18 protein-coding genes are annotated in these 17,821 nt (G+C 69.1%); 12 read left to right on the top strand and 6 right to left on the bottom strand.

Features of this window, described 5'->3' with window-relative positions:
• The first annotated feature begins 702 nt into the window (after positions 1 to 702).
• The 3 genes from MFF58_RS18130 to MFF58_RS18120 all read left to right on the top strand — a co-directional run bounded on the left by MFF58_RS18130 (position 703) and on the right by MFF58_RS18120 (position 1,367).
• Positions 703 to 948, top strand: a complete 246-nt coding sequence (locus MFF58_RS18130) for a hypothetical protein (protein ID WP_238290201.1) — start codon at positions 703 to 705, stop codon at positions 946 to 948.
• 97 nt (positions 949 to 1,045) lie between these two features.
• Entirely contained in the window at positions 1,046 to 1,219 is a 174-nt protein-coding gene (locus MFF58_RS18125) for a hypothetical protein (protein WP_238290199.1), read from the top strand.
• Between the two features lie 10 nt (positions 1,220 to 1,229).
• Entirely contained in the window at positions 1,230 to 1,367 is a 138-nt protein-coding gene (locus tag MFF58_RS18120; protein ID WP_238290198.1) for a hypothetical protein, read from the top strand.
• A 51-nt stretch (positions 1,368 to 1,418) separates the two neighbouring features.
• Here MFF58_RS18120 and MFF58_RS18115 read toward each other — a convergent pair whose 3' ends face one another.
• From MFF58_RS18115 to MFF58_RS18095, 5 genes are all read right to left on the bottom strand, one after another.
• The gene (locus MFF58_RS18115) at positions 1,419 to 1,682 is read right to left on the bottom strand and encodes a hypothetical protein (RefSeq protein ID WP_238290196.1); all 264 of its coding nucleotides are present in this window, start codon (positions 1,680 to 1,682) and stop codon (positions 1,419 to 1,421) included.
• A gap of 100 nt (positions 1,683 to 1,782) precedes the next feature.
• A complete protein-coding gene (locus tag MFF58_RS18110) occupies positions 1,783 to 3,642 on the bottom strand; it encodes an ABC transporter ATP-binding protein (protein ID WP_238290195.1) in 1,860 nt (619 codons plus the stop codon).
• Between the two features lie 2 nt (positions 3,643 to 3,644).
• On the bottom strand, positions 3,645 to 4,577 hold the full coding sequence (locus MFF58_RS18105) for an ABC transporter permease (RefSeq protein ID WP_238290194.1): 933 nt from the start codon (positions 4,575 to 4,577) through the stop codon (positions 3,645 to 3,647).
• Entirely contained in the window at positions 4,543 to 5,502 is a 960-nt protein-coding gene (locus MFF58_RS18100; protein ID WP_238290193.1) for an ABC transporter permease, read from the bottom strand. The genes MFF58_RS18105 and MFF58_RS18100 overlap by 35 nt, the downstream gene beginning before the upstream one ends.
• A 34-nt stretch (positions 5,503 to 5,536) precedes the next feature.
• On the bottom strand, positions 5,537 to 7,327 hold the full coding sequence (locus MFF58_RS18095) for a peptide ABC transporter substrate-binding protein (protein ID WP_238290192.1): 1,791 nt from the start codon (positions 7,325 to 7,327) through the stop codon (positions 5,537 to 5,539).
• Positions 7,328 to 7,501: 174 nt separating this feature from the next.
• On the opposite strand from MFF58_RS18095, the gene MFF58_RS18090 reads away from it, so the two are divergent.
• The 6 genes from MFF58_RS18090 to argC all read left to right on the top strand — a co-directional run bounded on the left by MFF58_RS18090 (position 7,502) and on the right by argC (position 13,217).
• Positions 7,502 to 8,920: an amidohydrolase gene (locus MFF58_RS18090; protein WP_238290191.1), complete on the top strand. Its 1,419-nt coding sequence runs from the start codon at positions 7,502 to 7,504 to the stop codon at positions 8,918 to 8,920.
• 101 nt (positions 8,921 to 9,021) lie between these two features.
• Entirely contained in the window at positions 9,022 to 10,305 is a 1,284-nt protein-coding gene (locus tag MFF58_RS18085) for a nucleotide sugar dehydrogenase (RefSeq protein ID WP_238290190.1), read from the top strand.
• Positions 10,306 to 10,335: 30 nt separating this feature from the next.
• Positions 10,336 to 10,935 carry a CoA-binding protein gene (locus MFF58_RS18080; RefSeq protein ID WP_238290189.1) on the top strand — a complete coding sequence of 200 codons (600 nt, stop codon included), beginning with the start codon at positions 10,336 to 10,338 and terminating at the stop codon, positions 10,933 to 10,935.
• Between the two features lie 214 nt (positions 10,936 to 11,149).
• Positions 11,150 to 11,611, top strand: a complete 462-nt coding sequence (rplM, locus tag MFF58_RS18075; protein ID WP_238290188.1) for a 50S ribosomal protein L13 — start codon at positions 11,150 to 11,152, stop codon at positions 11,609 to 11,611.
• A 2-nt stretch (positions 11,612 to 11,613) separates the two neighbouring features.
• On the top strand, positions 11,614 to 12,099 hold the full coding sequence (gene rpsI, locus MFF58_RS18070; protein ID WP_238290187.1) for a 30S ribosomal protein S9: 486 nt from the start codon (positions 11,614 to 11,616) through the stop codon (positions 12,097 to 12,099).
• A 167-nt stretch (positions 12,100 to 12,266) separates the two neighbouring features.
• Entirely contained in the window at positions 12,267 to 13,217 is a 951-nt protein-coding gene (argC, locus tag MFF58_RS18065) for an N-acetyl-gamma-glutamyl-phosphate reductase (protein ID WP_238290185.1), read from the top strand.
• Between the two features lie 10 nt (positions 13,218 to 13,227).
• On the opposite strand, the gene MFF58_RS18060 is transcribed toward argC, so the two are convergent.
• Positions 13,228 to 13,827 carry an acyltransferase gene (locus MFF58_RS18060; RefSeq protein ID WP_238290183.1) on the bottom strand — a complete coding sequence of 200 codons (600 nt, stop codon included), beginning with the start codon at positions 13,825 to 13,827 and terminating at the stop codon, positions 13,228 to 13,230.
• A gap of 362 nt (positions 13,828 to 14,189) precedes the next feature.
• Between MFF58_RS18060 and MFF58_RS18055 the strand changes: the two genes are divergently transcribed.
• The 3 genes from MFF58_RS18055 to MFF58_RS18045 all read left to right on the top strand — a co-directional run.
• Positions 14,190 to 15,587 carry a discoidin domain-containing protein gene (locus MFF58_RS18055; protein ID WP_238290182.1) on the top strand — a complete coding sequence of 466 codons (1,398 nt, stop codon included), beginning with the start codon at positions 14,190 to 14,192 and terminating at the stop codon, positions 15,585 to 15,587.
• A gap of 232 nt (positions 15,588 to 15,819) precedes the next feature.
• On the top strand, positions 15,820 to 17,064 hold the full coding sequence (locus tag MFF58_RS18050; protein WP_238290181.1) for a hypothetical protein: 1,245 nt from the start codon (positions 15,820 to 15,822) through the stop codon (positions 17,062 to 17,064).
• A 12-nt stretch (positions 17,065 to 17,076) separates the two neighbouring features.
• The coding region (locus MFF58_RS18045) for a GDSL-type esterase/lipase family protein (protein ID WP_238290180.1) at positions 17,077 to 17,821 on the top strand (745 nt) is incomplete at its 3' end.

The raw sequence follows: 17,821 nt of genomic DNA, 5'->3' as shown, positions 1-17,821 counted from the left end.
GACGACGCGGCGGCGCCCGGTGTAACGCGCCCGCGTGGATCGGCGTTCGGACAGTCACCGCCACGACCGACCGTCGGGTGATCAAGCTGTCTGGTCCAGCCCCGATGACAACGTCATCGGACCCGGGGCACCGCACTGCGGCAAACCAATCCCCGCACGGAAGAAGACTTCTCGGCGGGCCGCCCCGAAGTCGCTGCGACGGCCGCATCAGGTTTGCGCGCCGAGAGCGCGGCGGATGGATATCCGATCCGGCACGATCGTCGATCCAGAACCAGATCATCGCGCATGCGGGGCCGCATTCATCCCGGCATCGGGCGGCCAGTTCGACGGAGGCACTGCTTCCCGGCAAAGCAAACCGCCCGGTCCGCGCTCGTCACGTATGTTGTGCCACCGTCGCGAAGGATTCCTCCGCGCCGCAGAGTGGATTTATATTACGTCGCAGCGCGCTGCGATGCCTCACAGCATCGTCACCGTCTTCCACCCTGTTCGTCCGTATCAGCGCCACCTTACTTAGTTCTTCGTTGCCAATATCATTCTCGTACTGCGGCTCTCTGCTGCCCCTGAGCTGAATGATGCACTGCAATAATCGAGAGAGCGGCTGCGGCACAACATGCAGCACGGGCCTTTGCCTCTTCCCAGATCCTATCAAACTGCGTAAGTAACAACTCGGAAACAAATCAAAAGCGGCGACGGGGGAGGGATATGGTTTTCATCTTGATCGCGGCCATAGGACTGGTCACGGCCCGCTGGCTCAACTGGTACAGCGTCGTCGCGATCGCGATGATCCTGGCCGTGGCCGTGGGAATCGAGGGCGCCGTCCATGCCCGGCCCTTCGCGAAGGTCCTGAAGCGCTGCTTCGAGATGAACGCGACGTTCCAGGGCGCCTACCTCGCCCAGGCGCTCTGCCTCGCCTACGCCCCCAACCTGCTCGGGCGGTTCGGCAAGTAAGGCCCCGGCGCGAACCCCGGGACCTCCGCGGGAGCGAGGTTGCAATAGATTTCCAAACGGCTAAGCTCCTGCGTAAGTACTACGGAGGAGGGCGCCCATGAAATCAGTCCATCCGCAGGACCAGGATCGTCTGGAATCGCCGATTCCATCGACGGTGATCCACCCGCCGCAGGCCGACGAACTGCTCCAGGAGCAGATGCGACGCCAGCACAACGCGCGCGCCCGGCAGCGCGCCGCACGGCATACCCGCGCCGTCCGCCCACCGCTGTGAGGGCCGCGCCGTGCTCGACTCCCTGCTCCTCGTCTCTGCCCTGATCGCGATCGTCGGAACCGCGATCCGGCTCGGCCTCGCGGCGGCCGTGCCGGCCGTCCGGCCGCGCCGCGTCGAGTGGGACGATCCCGCCGAGAGGGAGCGCTGAGGCGGACCACGCCCCGGGCGTTCGGGCGCGGCGCCGGTGAGGCGGCGGGCGTCAGGCGGGCGGGCGCGCGTCCCGGACGATGCGCACGGGCCTGACTGCGCGCGCGGCGACCGCGCCCTCGACCCATCCGCGGGCGGCCTCGGCCGAGGGATGATCGGTGAAGGCGGCGGGTCGCGGCGGCCATTCCGAGCCGGCCTGGACGAGGTAGCCGCGCACGCCGCCCGCCCGCGGTCCGACGTAGCCGAAGACCTTGCCGGTCGCGTCGACGAGGTCGCTGCAGTGGACGGGACCGGCGGTCCAGCGGAGATCAGGCATCGTCACGCCCCGGATGCTTCACGGTGAACGCGGGTCCCGCGACATCACGGGCATGCCCCGTCCGCGCACGACACTCAATCCGCATCGGGATCCCGAACGCTCACGCGGCCGCCTCCCCCGCCGCGGACCCGGTCCAGCCGGCACCCCGATCCTGCACGACGTGGCCCGGGGAAACCTCCCGGTAGAGCCGCTCCGGCGGCACGTAGTCCGGCGCCCGGATCGGACTGCGGATCTCGTCGTCCGGCAGGGCGTGGCGCTCGCCCCGCCGGGCCGGATCCGGGACGGGCACGGCGGCCAGCAGCTTCCTCGTGTAGGGGTGCTGCGGATCGCCGAAGACCGCGGCCCGGGGGCCGATCTCCACGATCTCGCCGAGATACATCACGGCGACCCGGTGGCTCACCCGCTCGACCACCGCCATGTCGTGCGAGATGAACAGGTAGGCGAGGCCGAGTTCCGCCTGGAGGTCGAGCATCAGGTTCACGACCTGCGCCTTCACCGAGACGTCCAGCGCTGAAACCGCCTCGTCGGCGACGATCAGCCGAGGGTTCAGGGCGAGGGCCCGGGCGATGCAGATGCGCTGCCGCTGGCCGCCGGAGAACTCGTGCGGGAAGCGCCCGGCCGTCTCGGGGCCGAGGCCGACCCGGGCCAGCAGGTCCTCGGCCCGCCGCCTTGCCTCGCGGGGCGCCGCGAGGCGGTTGATCAGCAGCGGCTCCGCCACCGCGGCGCCGACGCTCATGCGCGGGTCGAGGCTGGCGAACGGGTCCTGGAAGATCATCTGCATGCGCTGGCGGCGGGCGCGCAGGGCCTTCGGATCGAGGCCGATGATGTCCTCGCCGTCGAGCAGGACCGAGCCCGAGAGCGGCTCGACGAGGCGCAGGATCGCGCGGCCGGTGGTGGACTTGCCGCAGCCGGACTCGCCGACGAGCGCCAGGGTCTCGCCGGCCGCGATGCTGAACGAGACCCCCTCCACCGCGTGGACGCGGCCGGTCACGCGGCCGAGGAGGCCGGAGCGGATGTCGAACCGGGTGGTCAGGTCGCGCACCTCCAGCACCGGGCGCTCGGCGGCCTGGACGGTGTCGGGGGTCTCGGGCGTCGGCGCCGCCAGGCCGGTCGTCCGGTCGACCACCGGGAAGCGCATCGGGCGGGCCCGGCCCGCCATCGTCCCGAGGCGCGGGACCGCGGCGAGGAGCGACCGCGTGTAGGGCTCGACGGGGGCCTCGAAGATCCGCGCGGTCGGCCCGGCCTCCACGGCGCGGCCCCGGTACATCACCACGGTGCGGTCGGCGATCTCGGCGACCACGCCCATGTCGTGGGTGATGAACAGGACCGACATCCCCTCCTCGTCCTGCAGGCTCTTGATGAGGTCGAGGATCTGGGCCTGGATCGTGACGTCCAGCGCGGTGGTCGGCTCGTCGGCGATGAGGAGCTTCGGCCGGCAGGCGAGCGCCATGGCGATCATGACCCGCTGGCGCATGCCGCCGGAGAAGCGGTGCGGGTACTCGTGCAGGCGCGACCGGGCGGCCGGGATCCGGACCTTGTCGAGGAGCCGGAGCGCCTCCGCCTCGGCGGCGGACCGCGACAGGCCCCGGTGCCGGATCAGCGCCTCGGCGATCTGGAAGCCGATGGTCAGGACCGGGTTCAGGGAGGTCATCGGCTCCTGGAAGATCATGGCGATGGCATCGCCGCGCACCCGCCGCATCTCGGCCTCGGGGGCGGCGAGCAGTTCGCGGCCCGCGAAGCGCACGCGGCCGCCGATGCGGCTCGCGTCCCGCGGCAGGAGGCGCAGGATCGACAGGGCGCTGACGCTCTTGCCCGAGCCGGATTCGCCCACCAGCGCCACGGTCTCGCGCGGGCCCACGTCGAAGGAGACGCCGTGCACGACCTCGCGCCAGCGCCCGTCCGAGCGGAAGGACACGGTGAGGTCGGAGACCGAGAGGATCGGGTCCACCGGATCTGCCATCACTAGAGAACCCGCCGCGGGTCGAGGGCGTCGCGCAGGCCGTCGCCGATGAAGTTGATCGACAGCACCGTGAGGAAGATCGCGCCCCCCGGGAACAGCGCCCAGTGCGGCGCGACGTCGAGATGGTCCTTGGCGTCGAACAGCAGCCGCCCCCAGGTCGGGATGTCGGGGGGGAAGCCGAGGCCGAGGAAGGACAGCGTCGATTCCGCGATGATCGCCGCCGAGACTTCGATGCTGGCCGCCACGATCACCGGCCCCAGCGCGTTCGGCAGGATGTGGCGCCGCACGAGATGCGCGGCGGTGGCCCCCTGCGAGCGGGCGGCCTCCACGAACTCCTTCTCGCGCAGAGACAGGAACTGTGCCCGCACCAGCCGGGCGACCGGCATCCAGCGCAGGCCCCCGATCACCGCGACGATCATCAGGAACACCCCGCCCTGGCTGCCGAACACGGCCTTCAGGCTGTCGCGGAACAGGTAGATCACGAGGAGCAGCAGCGGCAGCTGCGGCAGGGACAGGAACAAGTCGGTCAGCCACATCAGCACCGGGTCGAGGAGGCGGCGCGACATGCCGGCCAGCGCCCCGACCAGCACCCCGATCAGGCTCGCCACCGCCATGGCGGCGAAGCCGACCGCCAGGGAGATCCGGCCGCCGTAGATCATCCGGGCGAGCAGGTCCTGGCCGAGATCGTCGGTCCCGAACGGGTGGTCCCAGGACGGGCCCTGGAGCTGGGCGGCGAAGTCGATGTCGTCGATGGCGACCGGCCAGAGGAAGCCGCCGAACACCACGCCGCCAACGAGCAGCGCCAGCACGCCGACGCTCGCCAGCGCCAGCCGGTGCCGCCGGAAGCGCCGCCACGTCTCCCGCCCGGGCGAGGCCGGCGGGCGGGCGAGGGCAGGCGCCTCATCGGAGGGCGATGCGAGGGTCGAGCCAGCCATAGAGCAGGTCCGCGACGAGGTTGAACAGGATGACGAGGCCGGCGAACACGAAGGTCACGGCCATCACCACCGGCGTGTCGTTGGCCAGCATGGCGTCGATCAGCAGCGAGCCGATGCCGGGGATCCGGAAGATCTGCTCGGTGACGATGGCGCCGCCGAACACCGCGGGGATCTGGAGGGCGACGAGCGTCACCACCGGGATCAGGGCGTTGCGGGCGATGTGCCGGCGGGTGACCGTGCCCTCGGTCAGGCCCTTGGCGCGGGCCGTGGTGACGTAGTCGAGGCGGGCGACGTCCAGCGCCGAGGCGCGGACGTAGCGGGTATAGGAGGCGGCCTGGAAGAAGCCCAGCACCGCCACCGGCATGATCGCCTGCCGGACATTCGCCCAGATCCAGGGCAGGCCGGTCCCCGGCAGGTCGGCCTGGTAGACGAAGGGCAGCCAGCCGAGCTTGATCGAGAACAGCAGGATGAACAGCAGGCCGGTGAAGAAGGTCGGCAGGGAGAAGCCCACGAAGGCCAGCGTGTTGGCGACCTGGTCGGCCAGGGAGTAGGGCCGGCGGGCGGCGGTGAGGCCCACCGGCACCGCGATCAGCAGCGCCAGCACCTGCGAGGAGCCGACCACGAACAGGGTCGTCGGCAGCCGCTGGAGGATCAGGGCAGCGACGTTCACCCGGCTGGCGAAGGAGAAGCCCCAGTCCCCCTGCAGCATGGCGGTCAGCCAGTGCAGGTAGCGGGTGAAGATCGGATCATCGAGGCCGAACTTGACGCGGAGCGCCGCCCGCACCTCGGGCGGCACGTTCGGGTTGCTGGCGAGCTCGCCGAACGGGTCGCCCGGCGCCAGCGCCAGGACGGTGAACAGGATCAGGCTGATGCCCAGCAGGCTCGGGATCGCGATCAGGAGACGACGCAGGATGTAGGCGCCCATTGTTGTGCCTCGATTCTCGGCGCTCGCCTCCCGCTCAGGCCTCCCTGTACCATTCGGGCAGGAACGACAGGTCGTTGTCCCAGCCGCTGCGGGGCGCCGTGAGCGTGGCGCCCACCGCCGAGACTTCGGCGCGGTGGATCAGCGGCAGCACGTTCTCGGAGACCGCGAGGTCGTTGCATTTGATCAGGAGCGCGGCGCGCTTGACCGGGTCGAGCTCGCTCTGGGCGGCGTTGTAGGCCGCGTCGTAGGCGTCGCTGCGCCAGCGCACGACGTTGCGGCCCTGCCACTTGTTGGCCTTCTGGGCCACCTCCCAGGAGGCGTACATGAGCAGCCAGATCGCCGGATCGGCCTGCGTCATGCTGTAGGCGTACATTTCCATGTCGGCGTAGAAATGCGTGCAGGTGTCGGGATTGGCCGGGTCGGAGGAGAAGAACACCGAGCCGGTCACCGATTTCAGCTCGATCTCGATGCCGGCCTTCGCGGCGGCCTGCTTGATGATCGCCTGGGTCTTCTGGCGCGGGGCGTTGATCGAGGTCTGGAACAGCAGCTTGAGCCTCTTGCCGTCCTTGGCGCGGATGCCGTCCGGGCCCTTCCTCCAGCCGGCCTCGTCCAGGAGCGCGTTGGCCTTGGCCGGGTCGAAGGCGAACTTCGTGTCCCTGGAGACGAAGCGCTCCGGGCCGTTCACCGTGTTGGCGGTGGGCTTGCCGGTGCGGCCGTAGATGTAGGTCTGGATCGACTTGCGGTCGACGAGCAGGTTGATCGCCTGGGCCACCTTCGGGTCGGAGAAGGCGGGGTGCTTGGTGGTGATCGAGGCGCGCTCGCCGTCGACCTCGACGTTCGGATCGGTGGCGTTGAGCAGCAGGAACTCGAGCTTGCCGCCGTAGACCACGTCGACCCGGCCCTTGCCGCCGGTCTCCAGGCGCTTCAGGACCTCGTCCTCGATCAGCATGTTCCAGGCGTAGTCGTACTCGCCGGTCTGGAGCACCGCGCGGGCGGCCGAGACCGCGTCGCCGCCGCCCTTCATCTCGATGGTGTCGAAGTAGGGCCGGTTCGGCAGGTGATAAGCGGGGTTGCGCTCCCCGCGGACGATGTCGCCGGGCCGGAACTCCACGAACCGGTACGGGCCGGTGCCCACGGGGGCGAGGTTCTGGGGCGCGTCCCGGGACTTGGCGCCGCTGTAGGGCCCGAACAGGTGCTTGGGCAGCACCATCCCGACGATGCCCACGAAGGCGTCGCACCAGTAGGGCGTTGGCTTGTCGAACAGGACTCGGACGCTGAGGTCGTCGATCTTCTCGACCTTGCAATCCTTGTAGGAGCCGGCCGACACCGCCGCGGTGGCGGGGTCGCGGGCGTACTCCCAGGTGAAGACGAGGTCGTCGGCGGTGAGCGGCTTGCCGTCGTGCCACGTCACGCCGGACTTCAAGGTCCAGACCACCGAGCGGCCGTCCGCGGCGAGCGCCCCGTTCTCCTTGGACGGGATCGTGGCGGCCAGCACCGGCGCGAGGTTGCCGTCCGGGTCCCAGGCGGCGAGCGGCTCGTAGAAGATCCGCGAGGCGTCCTGGTCCTTGGTGCCGATGGCGAAATGCGGGTTGATCAGCGTCGGTGCCTGCCACCAGAGCAGCTTGAGCGCGCCGCCGCCGCCGGCCTTGGCGGGCTTGTAGCCGGCCCGCATGTCGGCCGCCATCGCCACGCCGTTGCCGGCGAGCATCAGACCGGCCATCGGCGCGCTGAGGCCGACCGCCACCATGCGCTGCACGAAGGCGCGCCGCGACAGGCGGCCGTCCTTCACCCGCCCGATGAGGCCGCGCAGATCCCGTTCGTCCATTTGATTTCCTGGTTGCCGCCGTGACGGGCACAGCATCATTCTGGTGGCGGCCTTGGCAAGGGGCGGGCCAGTGACGCTTCAACCGAAACGTGTCGCCAGACGCCCGATCCCCATGGTTTCCTGGCGCCGACCCTGCAACAGGACCGCCGACGCGCCCTTTCGGAGGCTCTTCCCATGGACAACCGCAACGCCGTGTGGCGCCACGTCGACGGGCAGGCGGAGCGGCTGATCGCCCTGTCCGAGCGGGTCTGGAGCCTGCCGGAGGTCTGCTACACCGAAGCTCGCTCCTGCGCCGAGCACGTCGCCGAGCTGCGCCACCAGGGTTTCCGGGTCACGGAAGCGGTCGCCGGAATCCCCACCGCCGTGATGGGCGAGGCCGGGGCGGGCGGGCCGGTCATCGCCTTCCTCGGCGAGTACGACGCGCTTCCCGGCCTGTCGCAGGAGGCGGGCGTCGCCGAGCACCGGCCGGTCGAGGCGGGGGGCCACGGCCACGGCTGCGGCCACAACCTCCTCGGGGCGGCGGCTTTGCTCGCCGCCACCGCCGTGAAGGACTGGCTCGCCGAGACCGGCACGCCCGGCCGCGTGCGCTACTACGGCTGTCCGGCGGAGGAGGGCGGCGCCGCCAAGGCCTTCATGGTCCGCGCCGGCGCCTTCGCGGAGGCCGACATCGCGATCTCCTGGCATCCGGGCAGCTTCTGGGAGGTGGCGCCGCCGGTGGCGCTCGCCAACACCCGGGCGGACTTCGTCTTCACCGGGCGCACCGCCCACGCGGCGGCCGCGCCCCATCTCGGGCGCTCGGCCCTCGACGCCGTCGAGCTGATGAGCGTCGGCGTGAACTACATGCGCGAGCACATGCCGTCCGACGCGCGGGTCCACTACGCCTATCTCGACGCCGGCGGCATCGCCCCGAACGTCGTCCAGGCCGGCGCGACGGTGCGCTACTCGATCCGGGCTCGCGACCTGCCGGGCATGCTGGCGCTGGTCGAGCGGGTGAAGAAGATCGCGCAAGGCGCCGCCCTGATGACCGAGACCGCGGTGGAGGTCCGGATCGTCAGCGCGGTGTCGAACCTCGTGGGCAACGAGCCCCTGGAGCGGGCGCTCCACGGGGTGATGGAGGAGCTCGGGCCGCCCCATTTCGATGCCGCCGACCGGGCCTTCGCCGACGAGATCCGGGCGACCCTGACCGACGGCGACATCGATGCCGTGTTTCGCGCCATCGGGATGCCGCGGACCGAGGCACCGCTCGCGGATTTCCTCGTGCCCCTCGACGCGCCGCGCAATCCGGCGGTGGGCTCCACCGATGTCGGCGACGTGAGCTGGGTGGTGCCGACCGTCCAGGCCCACGCACCCACGGTGGCGATCGGCACGCCGTTCCACACCTGGCAGGTGGTGGCGCAGGGGCGGACCCCGGCGGCCCACAAGGCGATGGTGCAGGTCGCCAAGGCGATGGCCGCCACCGGCACCCGTGCGCTGACCGACGCGGCCCTGCGCGACGCCGCCAGGGCGGACCTCGCCCGCCGGGTCGGTGCCGCCGGCTACGTCTCGCCGCTGCCGCCGGAGGTGGAGCCGCCCCTGCGCATGTCGCTGACCTGAACCGCCCCGGGCGACGGCTCGACGCGGGCCCGGGCCGCCCCTATACGCCGCCGGCGGAAGAGGCCGTCACCGGCGTGCCCCGGTCCGCGGAGGGATCCGGCATGGCGGAGAGCGTGGCAATCGTCGGCCTGGGCTATGTCGGGCTCCCCCTCGCCCTGGCCTTCGGCCGGACCCGGCCGACGATCGGCTTCGAGCGCTCCGCCGCCAAGGTCGCGGCCTACCGCGACGGCGTCGACCCGGCCGGCGAGATCAGCGCGGAGGCGTTCCGGGCCGCCGGCCACCTGACGGTCACCGACGATCCGGCCCGGCTGGGGGAGGCGGACGTCATCATCGTCACGGTCCCGACCCCGGTCGACGCGGCGCAGTGCCCGGATTTCGACCTGCTGGTCACGGCCTCGGCGCTGGTCGGGCGGCACATGCGTCCCGGCACGACCGTGGTGTTCGAGTCCACCGTCTATCCCGGCGCCACCGAGGAGATCTGCGTCCCCGAACTGGAGCGGCATTCGGGCCTGCGCTGGAAGAGGGACTTCTCCGTCGGCTACTCCCCCGAGCGGATCAATCCGGGCGACGTGGAGCACAGCCTCGGCAAGGTGGTGAAGGTCATCTCCGGCGACACCCCCGAGACCCTGGCGCGGCTCAAGGACCTCTACGGGACGATCGTCGATGCGGGCCTCCACGCCGCCGCCTCGATCCGGGTCGCGGAGGCCGCCAAAGTCATCGAGAACACCCAGCGCGACCTGAACATCGCGCTCATGAACGAGCTGTCGCTGATCTTCGACAAGCTCGACCTCGATACCCTCGAGGTGCTCGAGGCGGCCGGGACCAAGTGGAACTTCCTGCCGTTCCGGCCCGGGCTCGTCGGCGGCCACTGCATCGGGGTCGATCCCTACTACCTGACCCACAAGGCCGCGATGATCGGCTACCACCCGCAGGTGATCCTGGCGGGGCGGCGGATCAACGACAGCATGGCCGCCCACGTCGCCCGCGGGACGGTGAAGCGGATCGTCCGCCGCGGCGGCGCCGGAAACGCGCGGGTCGTCGTGCTGGGCCTGACCTTCAAGGAGAACTGCGCGGACCTGCGCAACTCGAAGGTCGCCGACCTCGTCCGGGAACTGGCCGCGTTCGGCTGCGCCGTCTCGGTCCACGATCCCCGGGCCAGCGCGGCGGAGGCGGAGGCCGAGCACGGCCTCGCCCTGGTCGACTGGGACGACCTGCCGGGGGACGCGGACGCCGTCGTGATCGCGGTGCCGCACCGGGACTATGCCCTGATGGCGCCGGACGAGATCACCGCGCGGCTGAAGCCCGGGGGGCTGGTCGTCGACGTGAAGTCGCTCCACGACCGGGCAACCTTCACGCGGCTGGGCTACGAGGTCTGGCGGCTGTAAGGCCGGCCGGAACAAGGATGGAGGCACGCCATGCACGAGACGACCGACGGGTCCGAGCCCGCCGCGGAGATCGCCGCCCGGCACGCCCGCTACCCCGATGCGCGCATCCGCGCGATCCTCAACGCCGCGCGCACGATCGCCCTGGTGGGCGCCTCGGCGAACCCGGCCCGCCCGAGCTGGATCGTGCTGAAGTATCTCCTCGACCGGGGCTACGCGGTGACGCCGGTCAATCCGGGCATCGCCGGCCAGGACCTGCTCGGGCGCCGGGTCGCCGCCTCCCTCGCGGAGGTGCAGGCGTCCCTCGCCGGGCAGCCGATCGACATGGTCGAGATCTTCCGCAACTCCGCCGCGGCGGGCCCGCTGGTGGACGAGGCGCTGGCCCTCGACCCGTTGCCGACGGTGATCTGGATGCAGCTCGGCGTGCGCGACGACGCGGCGGCCGGACGGGCCGAGGCGCGCGGGCTCACGGTGATCATGAACCGCTGTCCCAAGATCGAGTACGGGCGCCTGTCGGGCGAGATCGGCTGGACCGGGGTCAACTCCCGCATCCTCAGCGCGAAGAAGCCCGTGCTCGCCGGCCGGGGCGTCCAGAGGCTCACCATCGCCGAGCGCGGCCGGCGGAGCGACTGACCTGCGGTATCCTGATACCGCAGATTGGAAGTCATTCTCAGCGCTCGTCTTTTTGCGTTTTCGATTTTCTCTGTTGACCCGCCCTCCCGGTCCGGCTATCCACCCGGCACCGCCGCCGCGTGCATTCCACGCGGCGGCTCGTTTTTCGGCACCCCGATGCCTGAATGCCCCGACCCGTCGGGGCCGGATCCGTCGGAACCCCTGGGATTTGGCTATGAAGACCACCTCGCTGAAGCCCGCCGAGGTCGACAAGAAGTGGATCGTGATCGACGCGGAGGGCCTCGTGGTGGGCCGTCTCGCATCGATCGTGGCGATGCGCCTGCGCGGCAAGCACAAGGCCGCCTACACGCCCCACGTCGATTGCGGCGACAACGTCATCGTCATCAACGCCGAGAAGGTGAAGTTCACCGGGCGTAAGTACAGCCAGAAAAGCTACTTCTACCACACCGGCTATCCGGGCGGCATCAAGGAGCGGACGGCCAAGTTCATCCTCGAAGGCCGGTTCCCCGAGCGCGTGGTCGAGAAGGCCGTCGAGCGCATGCTGCCCCGCGGCCCGCTCTTCCGTCAGATCCTCAGCAACCTCCGCGTCTACAAGGGCACCGAGCACCCGCACGAGGCCCAGCAGCCGCAGGCGCTCGACGTCGGCGCCCTCAACCGCAAGAACGTGAGCGCTTGATCATGGCGACCCTGCAGTCCCTCGCCGACCTCAACCGGTCGAACACCGGCGCGGTCGATCCGGCCAACGAGGCCCCCGTGCACGTCCAGAAGCTGGACGCTCAAGGGCGCGCCTACGCCACCGGCAAGCGCAAGGACGCGGTCGCCCGCGTCTGGATCAAACCCGGCAACGGCACGGTCACGATCAACAAGCGCCCCGTGGAGGTCTACTTCGCCCGGCCGGTGCTGCGCATGATCCTGCGCCAGCCGCTGGAGATCGCCGGCCGCATCGACCAGTACGACATCAACGTCACGGTGGCGGGCGGCGGCCTCTCCGGCCAGGCCGGCGCCGTGCGGCACGGGCTCTCGAAGGCGCTGACCTACTACGAGCCGGAGCTGCGCGCGCCCCTGAAGCGCGAAGGCTTCCTGACCCGCGACGCCCGCGTGGTCGAGCGCAAGAAGTACGGCCGCAAGAAGGCCCGCCGCAGCTTCCAGTTCTCCAAGCGTTAAGACACCCGGTCACACCGGTGTCACGGAGAGGGCGGCTCCTGCGGGGCCGCCCTTTCGCGTTTCCGGCTGCCGCGCAGCCGTTGACAGCATGGTGCACCGCGCTCACGTGATCGGCGCGTGCGGTGCCGAACTCGGGCGATAGGTCGAATCGGAAGGACGAGCGGATCATGGCTGGCGAAGGCGCGACGAAGCCCACCGTGTTCATCGACGGCGAGGCCGGCACCACCGGCCTCGGCATCCGCGAGCGCCTGGAGCGCGACGGCCGGGTCGCCCTGCGCAGCATCGCGCCCGCGCACAGGAAGGATCCGGAGGCCAAGCGCGCGCTGCTCGCCGGGGTCGACCTCGTCGTGCTCTGCCTGCCGGACGAAGCCGCCCGGGAGACGGTGGCGCTCGCCGACGGACTGCCCGGCGGCGGCCCGCGCGTCCTCGACGCCAGCACCGCCCACCGGGTCGCGGAGGGCTGGACCTACGGCTTCCCGGAGATGACTCGGGAACAGGGGGCCGCGGTCGCCCGCGCCCGGCGCGTGGCCAATCCCGGCTGCTACCCGACCGGCGGCATCGCGCTCCTGCGCCCGCTCGTGGCGGGCGGCCTGATCCCGGCCGATCACCCGATCAGCGTCAACGCGGTCAGCGGCTACAGCGGCGGCGGCAAGAGCATGATCGAGGCCTACGAGCAGGGCACGGCGCCCCCGTTCCAGCTCTACGGCCTCGGCTTCGCCCACAAGCATGTGCCCGAGCTGCAGCGCTACAGCGGGCTGACGCGGCGGCCGATCTTCGTGCCGTCCGTGGGCAGTTTCCGGCAGGGCATGCTGGTGAGCGTGCCGCTCCACCTCAACACCCTGCCGGGCAAGCCCGCGGCGGGCGACCTAGAGGCGGCGCTGCGCGACTGGTACGCCGGGGAGCCGCTGGTGCAGGTGGTGCCGGGCGCCGCCACCGGCGCGCACAGGGAGAAGATCGAACCGGAGGACCTCAACGACACCGACCGGCTGGAGCTGCGGGTGTTCGGCTCGTCCGACCACGGGCAGGCGGTGCTGGTGGCGCGCCTCGACAACCTCGGCAAGGGCGCCTCGGGTGCGGCAGTGCAGAACCTCGGGCTGATGCTCGGGCTCGACGCCTGAGCGGGCGGGGTCAGATCAGATCGGTGCGCCACGTGACACCGGTGCGGATCACCTTCGCCGGCACCCCGGCGGCCATGACGTTGGCTGGGAAGGTGCCGCGCACGAGCGAATGTGCCCCGATGAAGGATCCGTCGCCGATCGTCGTGCCCTTCAGCACCGTCGAGCGCGCACCGATCCAAACGCGGTGGCCGATCAAGATCGGTCGCGCCGGATTGATCCGCTTGCCGGTCTCCACGTCGATGACCGAGTGCATGTCGCTCACCGACACCGTCACCTCGTCAGCGATCAGGCAATTATGACCGAAGGTGATCTCGGCCGATTCATGCGCTGAGATTTGCGCATTTCCGACAAATGAGGTGAATTCCGCGATGATCAGCTTGGTCGGCGCGACGATGTGCATCCGGGCCTTGGCCAAGCGCACGTGATCGCCGATATGGACCGCCGCGTCGGATCCGCAGTGAAGATAGATATCGTCACTGTTCGAATTCTTTCCAATGATGATGTGGTTGTTGCTGCGTTCGAAGAAGATGGTTCCATTCTGCGTTGCGAGAAAATCATCCGACGTGTCGATCTGATTGTTATGGCCGAGGTCGACGATCTTGATGGGCATGCTTGTTCGATCTCAGCTTGCAGGACCAGGCGCGAGCCGTTTGGACGCCATCGTTCGGAGCGCGCGATCGCGAACATCGGTCGGATCGCGCCTGATATCGCATCGAGCGACGCAGCCTGTCCATGTGGAGCTGCCTGGTGCACGGCGCACCGAAGCCCACGCCTCGACCTCAGCGCCGGCCTCTCTTAGAGACGGCTCGCGGATTCGGAACGACGCATCGGCGTGCGGGACGGTGCGGGATGTTCTGCTTGTGTCGCCGTTTGCGACTGAAGCCTGCCAACGTGGTTGGCGGCATTGCCGGGTAGGCTCGATCGCGATCAAGCCGACATGAGACGTTGGCTGGGAAACATGGAACGTAGTCGATGGTAGGCGAACAGGTATCTCATCGCGATCTTGTCGAACTCGCTCCGAATGGCGCGTGGACGATCGTGGATCAGGTTGGCGCCTCGCCCTCGGACGCCTCCGGGAGCGACGCCTGGCGGCAGATTGACTTGGGTCTCCGTTTCCCGATCCATTCCGTTCAGTTCGAGACGACGCGGGACGCCGTCTCCGCGGATACACTCGAAGCTCGGCTCGCCTTCTCCGATGACGGTGAGACGTGGTCGTCTCCCGAAGTCGTCTCACAAGCGCCAAGCGCGGCTTCTACTTCGTTGATCGCGGTCGCTCCGGGCGAGGCGAGTTGGGCTCGCTACATCCGTGTCTTCGCCACCGCGGCTGATCCGCACGATGCACGCGCCGCACGCGTCTGGACCGAGCGGGCCGCCTTCGATCTCATCGTTTGGCGCAAGCTCATGAACGCGGATTTTGATCTTGTCTCCGAGCACCCGGGCGTCGATGTCTATAGGGGATACCGCCTGCTCGGCCATCCGGAGCAGCGAGGACTGTCGATCGTCGGCATCGATCTCTACGAGAACGGTGCCTTCGGCAACTTCATCATTCAATGCTTGCTCGCGATCGGGATCTGCAAAGCGCTCAAGCTCAAGTACATCAAGTTATCCATCATGGACCGGAGCGAGGTCCTCAACTACAACGAACCCCGGGAGATCGGCGGCATCACCTTCATTCCGGCCTCGCATCCGTTGCCGACGGATGGGTACTTCCTGTCCGGCATGTTCTTCGACGTCAAGATTCAGAAACTCGCGGGCGAGCTAGAACAAAAGCAGTCACGCCACATCATCACGAACTACATCCGCCCACTGTTCAACCGGCTTCCCACGAGCTTTCCGGAAAAACCCGACGATCAGCTCCTCATCCACATTCGCTCTGGCGACATCTTCAGCACTTGGGTGGCCCCCCACTATCCGCAGCCGCCGCTGGCCTTCTACAAGCTCGTCATCCAACGCCTCCTCACAGAAAAGCGAATCTCGTCGATCAAGATGGTCTTCGAGAACCGCCTGAATCCTGTGATTTCAGAATTGGAGGCTTACATCGTGGAAACCGGCATTCCGCTCACGACGCAAAGTGGGGCACTCGCCGACGACGTTGCCGCGCTGGTGAACGGCCGCTACCTCGTATTCGGCCTCGGCACATTCGGACCGGGCGTGTGTCATCTATCCGAACACGTCGAGGAAGTATTTTTCTTCGCCTCGGGCTGGCCCCAGCATTTTCGGGGTATTCCCACGATCGGGAAGATCGTCGAGGTTCTCGACACTACGGGCGAGTACACCAAGGTCGGCGAGTGGGATAACTCCCGAGAGCGCCGTCAATTGATGATTGACTACCCGATCGAGAAGCTCGCCTTCGACGATCAGGTTGGTTAGCGACGGGCCGCATGCATTCACGCCGCACCCTCACCATCATGACCGGCTCACAAGTGGTGTGAGGAAGACGCCACCCGGACCGCCGCCGACAAATCGCTAAGGGGGTAATCGCCGCCAGTCGCGCGTTTCCGTGATTAGCGGCCCGGGCACGGCGGCGGGGTCAGCCGCCGCAACCTTGCCGAAGAAGCGAAAGTCGGTGACAAGCCCTCAGCCGATCAGCAGGAGGATCCAGTTGGCGAGGGAGGACGGAGCGCCCGAGGCACTATGCGTCAACGCCTACGCGACGCACCGCGCCGAGGTGCTGATGGTTCAGCGCCGCAGGCTGCGCGGACGCCACAAGACGCTGGTCAGCTTCGCCGCGAAGTACCACTACGTCGAGAGCCAGCGCCGGCTTGCAGCCGCGGCGGCGGGTACGGGTGACTTCGACACGGTAGAGAACTGGTCGCCCGACCGGTTGCGCCAGACGGCATTTTACCGAGAGCACCGGGAGATCCTCGACCGTTCGCGTGGCGCGGGAAACTGGGCCTGGAAGCCCTATATTATCGCCGAGGCGCTGGAGAAGCGTCGCGACGGCGACTTCATCGTCTTCAGCGACACGGGGATGCAGGCAGTGGGCGAGGATCCGCTGCCGCCGGTGGCGCCGCTCCTGAGCTGGCTCGCTGGGTCCGAGTGCCGGGTCGCGGTCGGCGTGCTGCACGGCCGGCCGCAGCGGGTTTGGACCAAGCGCGATTGCTTCGTGCTCATGGACTGCGACACGGAGCGCTACTGGAACGCTGACCAGATCCAGGCCTCGTGGATCGCCTTCATGGTGAGCCCGGCCACGCGCCATCTGGTCGCCGAGTGGCTGCGCTACGCGCGTGATCCCAGGGTCGTCACCGACATCCCCAATCAGCTGGGCCTCCCGGATTTCGACGGGTTCATCGACCACCGCTTCGACCAGAGCATCCTGTCGAACCTGGTCTACAAGCTCGATCTAGAGATCCCGGCGCTGCGCGAGCCGTCGAAGCGGATCCGGACGTTGATCGACGAACTCGAGCTGGACGCGCTGGTCTGGGCGCGCCCGTCGCAGAACATCGCGCTGGGCAAGGCTTGGCGCGCCAGCTCCGCCTCCCCCTGGTCGGGGACGACCGGCACCTACGGCGAGCGCACCACCGGCGACCCGTCGTTCTTCTTCCACACGGGCCTCGACCGCAATCCGTGGTGCGTCCTCGACCTCGGCGCGGTCGAGCGCGTCTCGGAGATCCGGATCTACAACCGCTGGGGGCAGCCCAGCGAGCGGGCGCAGTTGATGCGGATCTGGCTGGGCGAGACGGAAGACGATTATCGCCTCGTCTTCGATGCCGTGGACGCCCATTGCCATCCTGGGTTGCCCCTCCACCTGCGGTTCGACAACGTCCGGTTCCGCTATCTCAAGGTCGATCTCGACGAGGAGCAGCATCTGCACCTCGACGGGATCGAGATCTTCGCCGCGCGCTGAGGCTGCACGACGATGCCGGAGGCAGACAAGCCGCTGTTCCCGTTCGGGCCGATCCTGTTCTTCGGCGATTCGGTGACGATGGGGTTGACGGCCGAGACGCCGGCGCTGTTCTCCGGGCCGCAGACGGTGCCCCGGGGAATCATCGGGCAGTCGACGCGCGACATGGCGCGGCGCCTGCGCTCCGACATCGCCGCCTACGGGGCGAAGGGCCTGCACCTGATCGCCGGTCGCGACGACATCCTCGGCCGGGGTCATTCAGTCACGTGCGCGGCCATCGTGGCCGACATTGCCGCCATGCTGCGGGACGCGAGCGACCTCTACGTGCGGACCTGGGTCGGCTCGATCCCGCCGGTGGATCCGGGCGCGCCGGATGCGGCCGGGTTGCCGGTCGCGCTCATCGGGCAGGTCAACGCGTGGCTGCGCGACCACGCCGCTGACTGCGGTGCAGACTTCATCGACTACGATGCCGTCCTGGCCACCGAGACGGGAGCGCTCAGGCCCGATCTTACCGAGGACGGCGTACGCCTCAACGGGGCCGGCTACGCGGCGCTCCGCCAGGCGATGATGGCGGCTCTAACGGCCCCGGGGGTCGACCAGCTCTGGCCCCCGGCGGAGAGCGAGGATGCCGCGCAGAGACGCAAGTTCTTGCACCATTTCGGCTATCTCGATTCGAACACGCGCTACCCGAGCCCGTTCATCCAGTTCGCCGGCAAACCCGGTGCAAGCCATTACGGGGTGCCGTTCGATGCCCACGGCT

The sequence above is a fragment of the Methylobacterium longum genome, from assembly GCF_022179385.1.
Classification (GTDB): domain Bacteria; phylum Pseudomonadota; class Alphaproteobacteria; order Rhizobiales; family Beijerinckiaceae; genus Methylobacterium; species Methylobacterium longum.
Note: the sequence above shows the minus strand (reverse complement) of the source record. Positions and strands in the feature narration are given on the sequence as shown.